The following is a 14,681-nucleotide window of genomic DNA, read 5'->3' as shown; positions in this document are numbered from 1 at the left end:
GCAGGCGTGATCGATATCAACGAGTCCGTGATGCAGTTCCTTCTGGCATTGATCGTGGCCGGACCGCTCCTCGGCGCCGTCACGGCCCTGCTGCCCGCCCCGCCCGGACTGAAGGGGAAGTCGCCCGACCAGGCCGTACTGCGCCACGGGGTGACCGTCACCGGCGTGATCCTCATCGCCGCGATCGTCCTCGCGCTCGGCTTCGACCACGACCATCCGTCGAAGATGCAGGCCACGACCGACATCAGCTGGATCCCCGCACTCGACGTGCGCATCCACCTCGGCATCGACGGCATCTCCCTCCCCCTTCTGGTCCTGACCGCGCTGCTGACCTTCCTCTGCGCGCTCTACTCCTACTTCAAGATGCCTTCGGGACCGACCCCGAAGGCCTTCGTCGCGCTGCTGCTCGTCCTCGAGTCCGGCACCCTCGCGACCTTCGCCGTCCTCGATCTGCTGCTGTTCTTCCTCGCGTTCGAGATGGTGCTCATCCCGATGTACTTCCTCATCGCCCGCTGGGGCGGCGAGGACCGTCAGGCCGCCGCCTGGCGTTTCATCCTCTACACGCTGCTCGGCTCGGTCGTCATGCTGCTCGGCCTGCTCCTGATCGGGATCAAGGCGGGCACGTTCGACATGGTGGCACTCGCCACTGACAACGGCCGGTCACTGACCACATCCGTGCAGGTCATCGCCGTTCTGGCGATCGGGATCGGGCTCGCGGTCAAGACCCCGATGTGGCCGTTGCACAGCTGGCTGCCCGACGCCCACACCGCCGCCCCGACCGTCGGCTCGGTGCTGCTGGCCGGCGTCCTGCTGAAAATGGGTACGTACGGGTTCGTCCGTATTCTGCTGCCGATCGCACCCGACGGCTTCCGCGACTTCGCGCCCTACCTCGCTGCCTTCGCCGTCGTCGGGATCATCTACGGATCCCTGGCCTGCCTCGCCCTCGCCAAGCGGGGCGCGAAGGGCGACCTCAAGCGCCTCATCGCCTACTCCTCCGTCGGCCACATGGGCTTCGTCCTCCTCGGCATCGCCACCATGACCCCGACCGGCGTCAACGGCGCCCTGTTCGCCAACATCGCCCACGGCCTCATCACAGGCCTCCTGTTCTTCCTGGTCGGGGCGCTGAAGGACCGTACGGGCACCACCGACCTGGACACCCTCGCCGAGGAGACCGGTGCCGCCCTGTACGGCAAGGCCCCCCGCCTCGGCGGCCTGCTGGCCTTCGGAGCGGTCGCCTCGCTCGGGCTGCCGGGTCTCGCCGGATTCTGGGGCGAGATGCTGGCCCTGTTCGGCGCCTTCGAGCCCGCCGACGACCTGAGCCGCCCCGCCTTCCTCACCTTCATGGCGATCGGCGCGTTCGGCACTCTCCTGACGGCCGCGTACATGCTCGTCGTGGTCCGCCGCGTCTGCATGGGTGCCGTCCCCCAGGACGCCCCGCGCCTCGCCGACGTCCACACGTACGAGTTCGCCGCCTGGACGCCGCTCGTCGCCCTCACCGTCGTAGCGGGCCTGTGGCCGAAGGCCCTCCTGGGCCTGACCGACCCGGCCGTGCAGCAGCTCCTCGCAGGAGGCAACCGATGAGCACCCTGGCCGCCGTGGCCCAGCCCTTGGCTTCTTCGGCCGAGCCACCGGCCGCGATGGCCGCGAACCTCGTCCAGTCCGTCGACTGGCTCGCCATCGCGCCACCCACCATCGCGGCGGTCGTCGGACTCGTCGTCCTGGTCGCCGACCTGTTTGTCGGCGACCAGAAGAAGGCCCTGCTCGGCTGGCTGTCGGTCGCGGGCCTCGCCGCCTCCGCGCTCCTGTTGCTGCCCCTCCTGGACGGCGACCGCAGCACCTTCTGCCTGACCGGCGACACACGCGTGTGCAGCTATACGGTGGACCGCTTCACCCTCGTCATCCAGTTCCTCGTCCTGGGCGGCGCCCTTCTGGCGGCCCTCCTGTCGGTCACCACCCTCAAGGACGCCGACAAGCGGCTCCCTGAAGGGGAGTACTGGTTCCTGCTGCTCTCCTCCGCGGCCGGCGCCGCCCTCCTGCCCGCCTCACGCGACCTGGCGACCCTGATCGTCGCCCTGGAGGTCGCCTCCCTGCCCGCCTTCGCGCTCGTCGGTATCCGGCACGGCGACCGGAAGTCCTCGGAAGCGGCCCTGAAGTTCTTCCTGTCCTCGGTCACCGCGACCGCGGTCAGCCTCATGGGCATCAGCTTCGTGTACGCCTCCACCGGCACCCTGTACCTCACGCAGGTCGCCGACCGCATCCAGCACGTCGACGGACAGCTCCACACCCTCGCCCAGACCGGCGTCGTCCTCACCCTCGTCGGCTTCGCCTTCAAAACGGCCGCGGTGCCCTTCCACTTCTGGGTTCCCGACACCTATGTGGGCGCGCCCCTCCCGATCGCCGCGTACCTGTCGGTCGTCGGCAAGGCGGTCGGCTTCTCCGGCCTGATCCTCATCACCGTCGTCGCTCTGCCCTCGTACGCCGACGTCTGGGGCCCGGCGCTCGCCGCGCTGGCCGCCCTCACCATGACCGTCGGCAACCTCGGGGCCCTCCGACAGCAGGCCACGCGCGCGTACAGCGCCGTACGCCTGCTCGCCTGGTCCTCGGTCGGCCAGGCCGGCTACCTCCTCGTGCCGATCGCCGCGGCCGCGTACTCCGACGACGCCGAACGGTCCGTGGGCTCCACCGTCGCCTACGCCCTCATGTACGCCGCCGTGAACCTCGGCGCCTTCGCGGTGGCCGCGCTGGTGGGCCGTACAAGGACCGCGAACCGCATCTCGGATTACCGCGGCCTCTACGCCACCAACCCGCTCGCCGCTCTCCTCCTGGCCTTCTTCCTGCTCTGCCTGGCTGGGCTGCCGCCGGGCATCATCGGCCTGTTCGCCAAGGTCACCGTCTTCTCGGCGGCCGTCGACGCGGGACTGGGCTGGCTCGCCGTGGTCATGGCCGTCAACGTCGTGATCGCGCTGTTCTACTACCTCCAGTGGACGACCCTGCTGTTCAGGGCCCCCGAGGGCGAACCCGCCGCCCACCGCGTCCCCGCCCCCCTGACGGCGGCGCTCGCCCTGACCGGTGTTCTCGGCCTTGCCCTCTCCGGCGCACCCCAGTTGGTGCTGCGCTTCACCGACACCGGCCTCTTCTGAGACCGGTCCCTCGGAAGCGAGCCCTCCTCCCTCCCGGACCCGAACCCGGCCCGGCCTCCTGAACCGTCACCCGGACGGCCCACCTGGGCCTCCATGTCCACCAGGGAACTCGTGGCCTTCGTCTGGCGTTGAGCAGAACGGGAGGGTCCACTGGGCGTGACATCACGGACCGGTGGCTCGGAAGACATCGGAGACCAGCAAGCAAAGGGTTCCCCTGCTGCACCACTTGGAGGGCGTACCGTGCACCGCCGGCACAACGGGCTCAGGACCGCAGTCCTCCTCGGGGGACTGTCCGCACTCATCATCGTCATCGGCAGCTTCTTCGGCCGCATGGGGCTGATCGTGGCCGTCCTGATCGCGCTGGGCACCAACGCGTACGCGTACTGGAACAGCGACAAGCTGGCTCTACGCGCGATGCGCGCCCGCCCGGTGAGCGAGTTCGAGGCGCCGGCCCTGTACCGCATGGTCCGCGAGCTCTCCACGCAGGCCCGCCAGCCCATGCCGCGCCTGTACATCTCACCGACCGAGGCACCCAACGCCTTCGCGACCGGCCGCAACCCGCGCAACGCCGCCGTGTGCTGCACCGACGGCATCCTGCGCATCCTGGACGAGCGCGAACTGCGCGGTGTCATCGGCCATGAGCTCAGCCACGTCTACAACCGCGACATCCTGATCTCGTCGGTCGCCGGCGCGCTCGCCTCCGTGATCATGTTCCTGGTCAACTTCGCCTGGCTGATCCCGATCGGCCGCTCCGACGACGACGACGGCCCGGGCCTCCTCGGCATGCTGTTGATCATGATCCTCGGGCCGCTGGCGGCCAGCCTGATCCAGTTGGCCATCAGCCGCTCCAGGGAGTACGAGGCGGACGCGTCGGGCGCCCAGCTCACCGGCGACCCCCTCGCGCTCGCCAGCGCCCTGCGCAAACTCGAAATGGGCACCAAGCAGCTGCCGTTGCCCCCGGAGCCGCGCATCGAGACCGCGAGCCACATGATGATCGCGAATCCTTTCCGCCCTGGCCAGGGACTGTCCAAGATGTTCTCGACACACCCGCCGATGGCGGAACGCATCGCCCGGCTCGAGAAGATGGCAGGTGGCCCCCAGTGAAAACCATCCTGAATGTCATTTGGCTCGTCCTGAGCGGCTTCTGGCTGTTCCTCGCCTACCTGGCCGCGGGCGTGGTGCTGTGTATCACCATCATCGGCATCCCGTTCGGCATAGCGGCCTTCCGTATCGGCGTCTACGCCCTCTGGCCCTTCGGGTACACCACGGTCGAGCGCCGTGATGCGGGTTCACCGTCCTGCATCGGCAACGTCCTGTGGCTGGTCCTCGCCGGATGGTGGCTGGCCCTGGGCCACATCGCCACCGGCCTGGTCCTCTGCCTGACGATCATCGGCATCCCGTTCGGCATCGCCAACTTCAAGCTGATCCCCGTGTCCCTGTTCCCCCTGGGCCGCGAGATCGTCCCCACGGACGAGCCGTTCGCGACCCGCTGACGGGCAGGCCGGGGGAGTGGGGGCGCCGAAGTACGTCCTGTTGTCGTACGACCGCGAGGCCGAGTTCGAGGGCGAGGACGGCTACGAGGAGACCTGGGCCCTGTGCGAGGACGCCGCTGACCTCTTCGCCGACCCGCCCCCTCCGGCCCGGGAGACGTACGAACTCCTCGGATGCGCTCCTGGGGGCGCCCTTCGGGAAGCACTCACGCGCGCGCGTGCCACGGGCTCGGCGCCCCTCGGTGAACTGACTCTGGAGATTCTCGACAAGAGCGGGGCGGCGGTCGACGAGTGGTACCTGGAGGATGTCCGCGTTCTCGGCGACCGCCCCTGCGCCCGTGACCTGACCCGTCGGGACGTCACGATCGAGGGCACCGAACACGACGACAATCCGTACGACTACCCCAGGTGCCCACCGCTGTCCCCGGGCTACCGGCTGCTGGACCCGGAAGGCGGACCGAACGGCACGTGCCGCGACCTGGCCCGCGTCCGAGAGCCTCAGGACGACCCGATGGAACCGCCGGTGCGGTTGCTCGGCTGCTCACCACAAGGCGCCCTGAGGGCCGCGCTGGACGCGGGGGAGGAGGACCTCGGCCACGCGAAACTCCTGCGCGTCGATGCGTCCGGGCACCCGGTGCAGAATGCCGCCGAAGGCGAACTGCGGGCCTGGATCCCGTCCGCACGAGGCCACGGCCTCGTCGATCTCACCCTCGACCTGTGGTCGGAGCGGCCACCGCTCGCGGCCCGGGAGGTGTGGGAGCTGTGGGGAGCGGGGCGCCCTGTGGAGCACAACCGCTGGGGGCGGTGCGGTACCGACGGGCGCCGGTTCTGGCTCGGAACGGCTCTCGACAACCATGAGCACGGCCGCCCGGACCGGCCGCCGGGCACGACCTACCATCTCGACGGCCGTCACATCACCGACCTGCCCGGCTTCTTCTGCGCCTTGGGCGAGGCGGTCAACGGCCCCGGCGGCTACTTCGGGTGGGGTCTGGACGCACTGAACGACTGCCTGCACGGTCGCTGGGGCGCCGCGCCGCCCTTCCGCCTGGTCTGGCACGACTCCGCAGTCGCCCGCCGCTGTCTGGGCGTCACCCCGCACGCCGTCCACCGCCCGCCGGCCTTCGAGGAGCTCCTCGCCTTCCTCTCCGAGCGCGATCGGGTCGACGTCCGCCTCGCCTGAGCCGGGCCGGGGGCGAGCTGAGGCATGGCCGTGGCTGAGCTGAGGCCGACTCGGTTTTTTTCCAGGCTGGTGGTTATCCACAGACGGCAGTTGTCCACAGAGCGAAGGTTGTCCACAGGCCTGCCCGGCTGTCAGTGCCGCCCTGCATCATGAATGCATGACCGAGAGCGAGCAGTTGCTGGCACGGGTGGCGGACAAGGCCCGCAACACCCGGCCGTGGGGCTGGGCTTCCCTCCCCGACCCGGTGGACGCGGCCACCCTCACCCGCGCCGAGGCCGCGCTGGGCTTCCGCCTGCCCCAGCTGCTCGCAGATCTCTACCTGCACATAGGCGACGGCGGATTCGGCCCGGAGTACGGCCTGTTGCCCCTGCTCGAGGGCCCTCCGGCCGGCGAGCCCGCAGCCGTCGTGCAGTACCTCGCCAACCGCAAGAGCGGCCGCAAGGACCCCGACTGGCCCTGGCCCGAAGGAGTCCTGCCGATATCCCACTGGGGCTGTGCGATGTACGCGTGCGTGGACTGCCACAGCCCGGGAGCCACCGTCCTGCTGTTCGAGCCGAACGGCGGTGACTGCGACCACTCCTGGTTCGTGGACAGCGTCACGCTCGCCGACTGGCTGCAAGCGTGGGTCGAGGGCACGGGCTGGTACGAGGAGATGAACGAGGAGCTGGAGATGGCACCTTGGGCGGAGTTCCGCATACGTACGGCTCGGTCGGCCCAGGCGTCCTGACGCACCGGATCCCGCAGGGGACGGCCCGTGCGCGTCCCACGCGGCGTCAGACGCAGGCCGCGAGGATCACCGCGGCCTACCTCCCCGGCGCACTGACGTGCTCCGCGCGTCGCTCCACCTACCGCGTCCCCAGCTTCCGCACGCCGTACGCCACCGCCCCGACCCCCAGCACTCCCGCCCCCACGACCACCGAAACCGCCGGCAGCGCGAACGCCAGCACCCCGCACCCGATCAGACCCACCACCGGCACCGCCCGGGCCGCCGGTGCCGAACGCAACGTCCAGGCGGACGCATTGGCCACCGCGTAGTACGCCAGCACACCGAAGGAGGAGAACCCGATCGCGCCCCGCACGTCCACCGTGGCGGCGAGGACCGCGACCACCGCGCCCACGGCAGCCTCGGCCCGGTGCGGTACCTGGAAACGGGGATGGACGGCGGACAGCAGGCCCGGCAGATGTCCGTCCCGGGCCATGGCCAGGGTCGTCCGTGAGACGCCCAGGATCAGGGCGAGCAGCGAGCCGAGCGCGGCCACGGCGGCGCCGACCCGCACCACCGACACGAGCCCAGGCACCCCGGCCGCCCGCACGGCCTCGGCCAGCGGAGCGTCCGCCCGCCCCAGAGCACCGGCACCCAGCACGGAAAGGACAGCCACCGCCACCGCCGCGTACACGACCAGCGTGATGCCCAGGGCCAGGGGGATCGCGCGGGGGATGGTGCGCGCGGGATCCCGTACCTCCTCACCGAGGGTCGCGATGCGCGCGTACCCCGCGAAGGCGAAGAACAGCAGACCGGCCGCCTGTAGCACCCCACCCGCGCCACCGGAGGCGCCCACGTCCAGCCGCCCGGCGTCGGACGCGCCCGACCCCAGACACACGACCACCACGGAAGCGAGGACAGCGAGGACCACTGCCACGATCGCCCGGGTCAGCCAGGCGGACTTCTGGATGCCGCCGTAGTTCACCGCGGTCAGCACCACCACCGCCGCGACGGCCACGGCATGGGCCTGCTCCGGCCATACGTACGCCCCGACCGTCAAAGCCATCGCCACACAGGAGGCCGTCTTCCCGACCACGAACGACCAGCCAGCGAGATAACCCCAGAACGGACCGAGCCGCTCACGCCCGTACACGTACGTGCCGCCGGAGGCCGGGTAGAGGGCGGCCAGCCGGGCCGAGGACGTGGCGTTGCAGTAGGCGACCACGGCGGCGACCGCGAGTCCGAGCAGCAGTCCGGACCCGGCCGCGCGTGCGGCCGGCGCCAGGGCGGCGAAGATCCCGGCACCGATCATCGAACCGAGCCCGATGACGACGGCGTCGGCCACCCCCAGCGTGCGCCGCAGCTCGGCACCGGAATGCGTCATGAGGCGCACCCTACTGATCGGGTGCAACCGCGGAGTGCGGCCCTGACGTCCTCTTCGGCAACGAGACGCGAACACCCGCTCGACGAACACCGCACACGGGCCGCCCAGGTCCGGGTAGGCCGCCAGGCCGTACGAGCACGACGGACGACCCATGCACACGAGGAGCCGCACGGTTCGCCGGGACGTAGATCACAGCGGCCGGACAGTGCGGGCACAGCGCGGAAGGGCAGGTTCAGGGCATGAGCATCATCGGCTGGATCATCCTCGGGCTGTTGGCCGGAGCCATCGCCAAGTTCCTGCTGCCGGGCCGTGACCCGGGCGGCATCGTCGGGACGACCCTCATCGGTGTCGCGGGGGCGTTCATCGGCGGCTGGATATCGGCCCGTTGGCTGGACCACCCGATCTCCAAGGACTTCTACGACGGCGCCACCTGGGCCGCCGCGATCGGCGGCTCGCTCGTCCTCCTGATCGCCTACCGCCTCCTGTTCGGCAACTCGCGCGACTGACCCCCGAACCGCAGCCAGCAGGCGAGAAGGGTGGGCACCCGCCCCGTGCCCACCCTTCCTCGTGAAGCCGTGCAGCCGTGCAGCCGTGAAGCCGTCGATCAGCGGCTCACCGGTAGTTCACGAACTGGATCGCGAAGTCGAAGTCCTTGCCCTTCAGCAGGGCGATGACGGACTGAAGGTCGTCACGGCTCTTCGAGCTGACCCGCAGTTCGTCGCCCTGCACCTGGGCCTTCACGCCCTTCGGGCCCTCGTCACGGATGATCTTCGCGACCTTCTTCGCGTTGTCCTGGGAGATGCCCTCCTCGATCGACGCGAAGATCTTGTACTCCTTGCCGGAGAGCTGCGGCTCGCCCGCGTCGAGCGCCTTCAGCGAGATCCCGCGCTTGATCAGCTTGGACTGGAAGACGTCGAGGACGGCATTGACCCGGTCCTCGGAGTTCGCCTCCATCAGGATCTTGTCACCGGACCACGAGATCGAGGCACCCACGCCCTTGAAGTCGTAGCGCTGGGAGATCTCCTTGGCGGCCTGGTTGAGGGCGTTGTCGACCTCCTGCCGCTCGACCTTCGAGACGATGTCGAAACTGGAGTCGGCCATGTCCTGTGGCTCCTTGTATCGGGGTGCGTGTCGGCGTGCGTACGCATGCGTATCGGCGTACGTGGGGGCGGGCGCCGAGCCCGGCGTGGACCCGGGCCGCATCCGCCCAAGCCTAGTCACCCCAAGCCCTGTGGGCGCAGATCAATCGAGTGGCGAAGCACCCCTGGGCATCGGGTATTGTTTACGTCGTTGCCACGGAGCACCGCCGAAAGACGGTTCGAAGGGCAGCAACCCCGGCGGTGTGCCCGAGCGGCCAAAGGGAGCAGACTGTAAATCTGCCGGCTCAGCCTTCCCAGGTTCGAATCCTGGCGCCGCCACGCTGAGAAAAGACCCCCTCTGATCAGGGATATGACCTGATCAGAGGGGGTCTTTCATTGATCATCTCTGTTCGACTTGCAGTGGACGGGGGCATGGATGTGTCTCACCTCGTACCGCCCATATCCCACTGTCGATCAGTGCGTGTCCCCCAGGTGTCCCCCGGGGGTGAGCATGGTCACTCGGGCTCGTTCCACTCCCGAAGTGCGGCATCGATCCTGCTGTTCGCACGCTCTCGGGTCTGGTCAAGCACCTTGGCGTACACCTTGTGCAGCACCGCGATGCTGTGTCCGGCGCGGCGGGCGCACTCCATCGCGTCCACCCCGGAACTGAGCCAGAACGAGACGCCGGCGTGCCGGAGGTCGTAGGGGCGGCGGGCTAGCAGCGAGGATGTTTCCGCCTCGGTCAGCACGTCCTTCCGGGCCTTGGCCCACACCTCCCCATAGCCGGTCTCCTGTAGCAGGCCATCGCGGTTCGTCCGGAAGAGCCGTCCATCGGGCGCCGTGCCATGAGTGGCGATGTGCTGCCGCAGCATACGGACGAAATGCGGCGGGATCGGTACCGGACGGGAGTCCTTCTTGGCGCGGGCCTTGAGGTGGCGCATCTCGTGTGCCGATCCGTCGTTGGTCCAACTCCGTCCGGCGCGGACCACCCCTTGCCGCAGAGTGAGCATCCCCCATCCCGTCTCCGGAAGGTGGCACTGGTTCACCCGCAGTCCGGCGACCTCAGCGGGGCGCATGGCCGCGTAGTACAGGCACCCGAAGAACGCTTCCAGGTGTCGCCCCCGCGGGCCCTGCTCACGCACCCCCGCCAGCAGGGCGCGGACCTGGCGAGGGTTGGCGACGCTCTCGGGGTCCACCGCTTCCACCGACTTCGGGGCGGTCCACTTCACGGCCGTGATCGGGTTGACCGGCATGGTGAAGTACTGCTCTTCCACGGCGAGTCCGAGAACGTCGCTCAGGCAGGCCCGCTTGCGCTTCGCAGTGCGCGGCGATGCTTCTTTCCCGTCGAGCCGTAGGGACAACGCGTCCAGGGCCAGACGTACGGTCGCCGGGTCTTCCATGGCGGAGACCGGCATGGAGTGCTTGGCGATCCAGGCGAGGGCACGGGCCACATCGTCCGGCGGGGTCTCGTCCCAACGGTTTCGGTTGTACGCCCACCCGTAAAGCGCGCGCCGCATGAGCGCGGTATCGGGCATTCCCGTCTTCGTCTTCACGAGCGCGGGTGTGATGGTTGCCAGCGCATCGGCGTAGTTCTTACGCGACTTCGCCGGCGCCAGTGGCCACTTGCGGTCGACGTACGTGCGGCTGTGCTCGTACCAGGTGATGGAGCCCTGTTTGGCGCGTAGTTCCGATACGGGCAGGCCCGTCTCTTCGTCGAACTGGTCGCCGCGTCGCACGGCGGACATGAGTTCCGAACGGCGGCCCTCTGCCTGCACCTTGAGCGTGTAGCTCTTGGAGTGCTTGCGTTCCCCGACCAGCCAACGCAGGCGGTAGGGCTTCGGGCGATCCTTGCGGACCTCGATGGAGTAGAGGCGAACGTCGTAGGTCAGTGCCATTTGAACTCCAGAGGGGCCCGCCGGAAGCGGGCCCCTCGTGTCTCGGGTGTGCGGGGAGTGGTCAGGCGGCGGCTTCTTCGATGGACGACCACCAGGCGTCGAGGTCGGTGCGGCGGCAACGGATCTGCCCGTTCGGCAGCTTGATGAGCTTCGGGGCCTTGCCTCGGGCGCGCATGCGGTAAAAGGCGGCGCGGCTCATCTCGATCTCTTCGAGGACTTCGGGGAGCTTGAGCATCTTGGGGCGAGCCATGGCACTCCTCAGCGAAGGCGGAGCGGGCGGGGGGAGTTGGAAATACATTCCTCTGAGTCGCGACTCATCGGCACTCAGCGGCTCTCAGAGGGGCCTTGAGACGCGATGAGTCGCGACTCAGGCAAATGTGGTTCGGACATGTTCAGCGTGATCCCGGTGTAGGTGATCACCTGTCGGCCGTACGCGTCGCGGGGCCGGGAGCGGCTGAGCTGGGGGATCACGGAGAGCAGGTTGCGGCCGAACACCTGCTTCGTGCCGGGGCGGACGCCGTTGTCCTCGGCCCACTCGCGCCAGACCGTCCACAGCGCGTCCACTGGCACTGAGCAGGTGGGCCCGGTGGTGCAGCGCTCACGGATGAACGCGGACGTGGGCGAGGCGGTGTCCTGCATGGTGGTGACCGCCTCGCGGCTGGACGCCGGTTCGGTGATCCGGCCCGTGCGCTGGAGACGGGCAAGCCCTTCCAGTGCCCAGTTGAGGATGCCGGGCATCTCCGCCGTGAGTCGGTCGAACAGGGTGGGATCTTCCTTGCCCAGCCACGACACCCGCATGTTGAGCAGCACGAACCGGCGTGCGATCACGCCGGAAGAGTCGCCGAAGTGCGGCAGCTCGTTGGACAGGATCACCAGCCTGGTGGGGAGCTTGCCGGTCCACACCGCGCGGTACTTGCGGTCGATGTCGATGGTGTCCTCACCAGAGATCGTCAGCAGCCGCTCGACGACCTGGCTGTTGTCGTTGCCGGACAGACGCGCGTCGGAGATGACCGCGAGCGGCTTGCCGATCAGCGTGGACAGCCCGAAGTTCGTGCCGAGTCCGGCGAGCGTGGGTCCGGCCAGGTTCTCCTTGCCGACCAGCTCTTTCAGTACGCGGGCGATGGTGCCTTTGCCGGAGCGGGACGGGCCGACGATGAGCAGGATTTTCTGCTGGTCGGTCCGGCCGGACAGCACGTAGCCGAACCACTCCTGGAGAGCGGCGATGGCGTCGGGGTCGTTCGGCCAGATCTGCGCCAGGAAGCGTTCCCACGTCGGTGCCCTCGCGGCGGGGTCGTAGGCGAAGGGGACGGAGACCAGGTTGAAGAATCCGGGCCCGTGCGGCAGCAGTGCGCGGTCCCGAATTCTGAGCAGGCCGTTCTCACACGCCACCATCGGCCCGCCGTCCGCCGCGTCCCCGCCCTCGATCCAGGCGGGAGCGTCGGTCTCGGTCGGCAGCAGAGTGATGGCGCCCAAGGCGTCGAGAAGGTTGCTGATCTTCTGTTTCGTCGGGGCCCAGTCGCGTTCCTCGAACTCCCCGTCCTTGACCGGGGCGAGGTAGACGGCGTGTTCGAGGCGGGTGTACATGGCCGCGCGCACCTGCGCTTCGTCCATCTCCCGCCAGCACGTTCCCGTCCAGCGCATCCAGGATGCGCGCCAGCGCCGGCACACCAACTGCCCGTCCTCGCTCTGCCAGTCCGGCAGGAGACGGCGGGCGACGGCCAGGGGGTTGGACGGCGGCGGGAGTTCCTCGCTCGGGCTGTTGTCGGGGCGGGTGTCCATCATGCTGCGGTCCTCCCTTCCGGTGAGGCACGGAACGGGCAGTTCGCGCGGTGGTCTTCGTGGTCGGTGATCAGGGCGAGTACCTGGCGCTTGCCGACGGCGCTGCGGTCGCGGCCGCACAGGCACGTGGACGTGGCGGTGGGGGTGGCGCCGCGCGGGGCGCTGATGCGCAGCCAGGCGACGGGGTACCGGCCGTCTCCGGTCTGCGGGTCAGGGCGAAGAGCAGTGCGGACGCCCTTGCGGGCGGCGCCTGTCGGCTCGCTCACGGCCGGACGGGGCTCGGCCTGGTCGGCGGCATGCGGGCCGTCCGGTGCGGGGGTGAGGCTTTTACCTGCGGGGCGGCGTCCGGGGGTGGTCATGCCGTCCTCCGGGGCCAGGCGGTGCGGATGGAGTAGTCCAGGGCTTTGCGGATGGTGGCGCGGCACTCGCCCGGCGGCAGTCCGGCCGACTCGCCCCCGCAGGTAAAAGCCGCTTCGACGGTGGCGCGGTCGAGGTCTCCCCAGGCGACGAACCGGCCCACGGCCCGTACCGCGCGCAGGAGTTCGGCCTGGCGTCCGCCCTCGGGTGTGGTCGCCACGGCGTGTACCTCGCGTCGCAGGACGGCGGCGGCGTACCGGTCGGTGTCGCGGGCGAGGATCGGCAGGACCGGGGCCGTGACGGGCCTCTGTGGGGCCGTCAGAGCCCTATGGAGCCATTCGGGCAGGTTTGCAACGGGCTGGTCGTCCAGGACCGTGTACGGGCCGTGGGGCGTGATGCTGCCGGGGGCGACGACCTGGCCGCCCCACGCCCGTGTGTCGACCTTGGGGGTGAGCGTGCCCGTGGTGTTGGTGAAGCGGGCGCCGTCGGGGGCGGCGAGGTACAGGTGCTCTCCCCCGCTGGGGGTCCGGATGCGCCGGGTGAGGGGTGCGGCCTGCCCGGCGCGCTCGCAGAGCGCCTGGAAGTTGGCCGCGCCGTCAGGCGTGCCGTTTTCGTCTGTGGGCTTGGGGGTGTCGAGGTCGACGACCAGCAGTCCGGCGGGTCCGGTGGCGATGCCGACGTTGAACGGGCCCGAAGCCCAGCAGCGTTCGATGCGGTCGGGGTCGGTGGTGGCGCGTTGCTCGAAGGTGCGGTGTCCGTGGGTGCAGTCGCCGGTTCGGGGGCAGCGGCGTTCGCCGTGCAGGGCGGGGACCTTGCTGCCGGGGCGGAGCGGGATGACGGGCCAGCCTTGTGCGGCAGCGTCCAGTGCGGCGTGCATCAGGTGTTGGCTCATGCCGCCACCCCCGACGCCGGGGCGAGCGAGGCAAGGAAGGCGCGGCCGATCCACTGGGTGTAGGCGGGCGGGAGGGCCTCACGGAGGCGAAGATGGTCGGTGGACCAGTCGATGCCCTTGGCGGCGCGGATCTCGTCCACGGTGGCCTTGCCGCCGCCGTTGCCGTACGCGGCGACGTAGGGGCCGTCGAAGTACTGGCCGTGTCGCCAGCCGCGCACCCTCCCGCGGTGGCGGGGGTGGGCGGGCTGTGGCGCGGTCCAGCCTCCGAGTTCGAAGTAGCGGTGCATGAGCACGGCGAGGCCGAACTGTTCGCCGCACAGGCGCAGGTCTTTGCGGACCTCGGAGCCGGCCACGTTCTCCATCACGTACGGCCGGCCGGTCGCCTCCAGCGCGGTACGGACTGGTCGGATGAGGCGGGGGTAGGTGCGGCCGATCGCCGCGTTGCGCGCGGCGTTGGTGCCCTTGGTGGGGGCGCCCTCGCCCTGGCAGGGCGGGGAGACGTGGATGAAGTGGAAGGTGTGGCCGTGCTCGCGGATGAAGTCGACGACGTCGCCCTGGTGGAAGGCGTCGCCCCGGTAGTCGGGTTGGGGCTCGATGTCCACGCCGGTGATGTGGACGTTGGGCCCGAACGCGCGCCGGTATCCCTCGGTGGCTCCGCCGATGCAGCAGCAGCCGTCCAGCACGCGGAAAGGCTCGGTCGGGGCGAGTGCGGTGTGCACTCGCCGGATGTCGGTGGGTTGCGTCATCCTGGATGTCTCCAGTTCCTGGTTGGGTCCTGGTTG

At 69.7% G+C, this 14,681-nt stretch carries 15 protein-coding genes and 1 tRNA gene; 8 read left to right on the top strand and 8 right to left on the bottom strand.

The window, feature by feature from the left end:
* Window positions 1-6 precede the first annotated feature (6 nt).
* From ACFULQ_RS23970 to ACFULQ_RS23945, 6 genes are all read left to right on the top strand, one after another.
* Complete coding sequence (locus ACFULQ_RS23970; RefSeq protein ID WP_383547004.1) at window positions 7-1,581, top strand: NADH-quinone oxidoreductase subunit M; 1,575 nt, start codon at window positions 7-9, stop codon at window positions 1,579-1,581.
* Between the two features lie 56 nt (window positions 1,582-1,637).
* A complete protein-coding gene (locus ACFULQ_RS23965; RefSeq protein WP_383547065.1) occupies window positions 1,638-3,140 on the top strand; it encodes an NADH-quinone oxidoreductase subunit N in 1,503 nt (500 codons plus the stop codon).
* 240 nt (window positions 3,141-3,380) lie between these two features.
* A complete protein-coding gene (gene htpX / locus ACFULQ_RS23960) occupies window positions 3,381-4,244 on the top strand; it encodes a zinc metalloprotease HtpX (protein WP_383547002.1) in 864 nt (287 codons plus the stop codon).
* Window positions 4,241-4,633 carry a YccF domain-containing protein gene (locus ACFULQ_RS23955; protein ID WP_383547000.1) on the top strand — a complete coding sequence of 131 codons (393 nt, stop codon included), beginning with the start codon at window positions 4,241-4,243 and terminating at the stop codon, window positions 4,631-4,633. Before htpX ends, ACFULQ_RS23955 begins: the two co-directional genes overlap by 4 nt.
* 16 nt (window positions 4,634-4,649) lie before the next feature.
* A complete protein-coding gene (locus ACFULQ_RS23950; protein ID WP_383546998.1) occupies window positions 4,650-5,810 on the top strand; it encodes a barstar family protein in 1,161 nt (386 codons plus the stop codon).
* A gap of 157 nt (window positions 5,811-5,967) precedes the next feature.
* Window positions 5,968-6,537 carry an SMI1/KNR4 family protein gene (locus ACFULQ_RS23945; RefSeq protein ID WP_383546997.1) on the top strand — a complete coding sequence of 190 codons (570 nt, stop codon included), beginning with the start codon at window positions 5,968-5,970 and terminating at the stop codon, window positions 6,535-6,537.
* Window positions 6,538-6,655: 118 nt separating this feature from the next.
* Here ACFULQ_RS23945 and ACFULQ_RS23940 read toward each other — a convergent pair whose 3' ends face one another.
* Entirely contained in the window at window positions 6,656-7,897 is a 1,242-nt protein-coding gene (locus ACFULQ_RS23940; RefSeq protein ID WP_383546995.1) for an APC family permease, read from the bottom strand.
* Between the two features lie 239 nt (window positions 7,898-8,136).
* Between ACFULQ_RS23940 and ACFULQ_RS23935 the strand changes: the two genes are divergently transcribed.
* On the top strand, window positions 8,137-8,403 hold the full coding sequence (locus ACFULQ_RS23935) for a GlsB/YeaQ/YmgE family stress response membrane protein (RefSeq protein ID WP_123762486.1): 267 nt from the start codon (window positions 8,137-8,139) through the stop codon (window positions 8,401-8,403).
* Window positions 8,404-8,509: 106 nt separating this feature from the next.
* Here ACFULQ_RS23935 and ACFULQ_RS23930 read toward each other — a convergent pair whose 3' ends face one another.
* Window positions 8,510-8,998: a YajQ family cyclic di-GMP-binding protein gene (locus ACFULQ_RS23930; RefSeq protein WP_007384029.1), complete on the bottom strand. Its 489-nt coding sequence runs from the start codon at window positions 8,996-8,998 to the stop codon at window positions 8,510-8,512.
* Between the two features lie 235 nt (window positions 8,999-9,233).
* Here ACFULQ_RS23930 and ACFULQ_RS23925 point away from each other — a divergent pair.
* A tRNA-Tyr gene (locus ACFULQ_RS23925) sits at window positions 9,234-9,315 on the top strand.
* 176 nt (window positions 9,316-9,491) lie between these two features.
* On the opposite strand, the gene ACFULQ_RS23920 is transcribed toward ACFULQ_RS23925, so the two are convergent.
* The 6 genes from ACFULQ_RS23920 to ACFULQ_RS23895 all read right to left on the bottom strand — a co-directional run bounded on the left by ACFULQ_RS23920 (window position 9,492) and on the right by ACFULQ_RS23895 (window position 14,645).
* Complete coding sequence (locus tag ACFULQ_RS23920) at window positions 9,492-10,871, bottom strand: tyrosine-type recombinase/integrase (RefSeq protein ID WP_383546992.1); 1,380 nt, start codon at window positions 10,869-10,871, stop codon at window positions 9,492-9,494.
* A gap of 61 nt (window positions 10,872-10,932) precedes the next feature.
* Window positions 10,933-11,121 carry a helix-turn-helix transcriptional regulator gene (locus ACFULQ_RS23915; protein ID WP_383546990.1) on the bottom strand — a complete coding sequence of 63 codons (189 nt, stop codon included), beginning with the start codon at window positions 11,119-11,121 and terminating at the stop codon, window positions 10,933-10,935.
* 74 nt (window positions 11,122-11,195) lie between these two features.
* On the bottom strand, window positions 11,196-12,653 hold the full coding sequence (locus tag ACFULQ_RS23910; protein ID WP_383546988.1) for a phage/plasmid primase, P4 family: 1,458 nt from the start codon (window positions 12,651-12,653) through the stop codon (window positions 11,196-11,198).
* Window positions 12,650-13,009 (bottom strand): hypothetical protein, encoded by a 360-nt coding sequence (locus ACFULQ_RS23905; protein ID WP_383546987.1) that lies wholly within the window; start codon window positions 13,007-13,009, stop codon window positions 12,650-12,652. Before ACFULQ_RS23905 ends, ACFULQ_RS23910 begins: the two co-directional genes overlap by 4 nt.
* Window positions 13,006-13,899 (bottom strand): bifunctional DNA primase/polymerase, encoded by an 894-nt coding sequence (locus tag ACFULQ_RS23900; protein WP_383546985.1) that lies wholly within the window; start codon window positions 13,897-13,899, stop codon window positions 13,006-13,008. Before ACFULQ_RS23900 ends, ACFULQ_RS23905 begins: the two co-directional genes overlap by 4 nt.
* On the bottom strand, window positions 13,896-14,645 hold the full coding sequence (locus ACFULQ_RS23895; RefSeq protein WP_383546983.1) for a DNA methylase: 750 nt from the start codon (window positions 14,643-14,645) through the stop codon (window positions 13,896-13,898). Before ACFULQ_RS23895 ends, ACFULQ_RS23900 begins: the two co-directional genes overlap by 4 nt.
* Window positions 14,646-14,681 lie beyond the last annotated feature (36 nt).

It is taken from the genome of Streptomyces sp. NPDC057253 (assembly GCF_042669125.1).
GTDB lineage: Bacteria > Actinomycetota > Actinomycetes > Streptomycetales > Streptomycetaceae > Streptomyces.
This window is presented reverse-complemented; position numbering and strand designations above follow the sequence as displayed.

What these genes read in the sequence shown, in the direction of transcription:
- ACFULQ_RS23965 (WP_383547065.1), top strand. Translation starts at nt 1,638, where the DNA reads ATGGCCGCGAACCTCGTCCAGTCCGTCGACTGGCTCGCCATCGCGCCA.
- ACFULQ_RS23945 (WP_383546997.1), top strand. Translation starts at nt 5,968, where the DNA reads ATGACCGAGAGCGAGCAGTTGCTGGCACGGGTGGCGGACAAGGCCCGC.
- ACFULQ_RS23940 (WP_383546995.1), bottom strand. Translation starts at nt 7,897, where the DNA reads ATGACGCATTCCGGTGCCGAGCTGCGGCGCACGCTGGGGGTGGCCGAC.
- ACFULQ_RS23935 (WP_123762486.1), top strand. Translation starts at nt 8,137, where the DNA reads ATGAGCATCATCGGCTGGATCATCCTCGGGCTGTTGGCCGGAGCCATC.
- ACFULQ_RS23930 (WP_007384029.1), bottom strand. Translation starts at nt 8,998, where the DNA reads ATGGCCGACTCCAGTTTCGACATCGTCTCGAAGGTCGAGCGGCAGGAG.
- ACFULQ_RS23920 (WP_383546992.1), bottom strand. Translation starts at nt 10,871, where the DNA reads ATGGCACTGACCTACGACGTTCGCCTCTACTCCATCGAGGTCCGCAAG.
- ACFULQ_RS23915 (WP_383546990.1), bottom strand. Translation starts at nt 11,121, where the DNA reads ATGGCTCGCCCCAAGATGCTCAAGCTCCCCGAAGTCCTCGAAGAGATC.
- ACFULQ_RS23910 (WP_383546988.1), bottom strand. Translation starts at nt 12,653, where the DNA reads ATGATGGACACCCGCCCCGACAACAGCCCGAGCGAGGAACTCCCGCCG.
- ACFULQ_RS23905 (WP_383546987.1), bottom strand. Translation starts at nt 13,009, where the DNA reads ATGACCACCCCCGGACGCCGCCCCGCAGGTAAAAGCCTCACCCCCGCA.
- ACFULQ_RS23900 (WP_383546985.1), bottom strand. Translation starts at nt 13,899, where the DNA reads ATGAGCCAACACCTGATGCACGCCGCACTGGACGCTGCCGCACAAGGC.
- ACFULQ_RS23895 (WP_383546983.1), bottom strand. Translation starts at nt 14,645, where the DNA reads ATGACGCAACCCACCGACATCCGGCGAGTGCACACCGCACTCGCCCCG.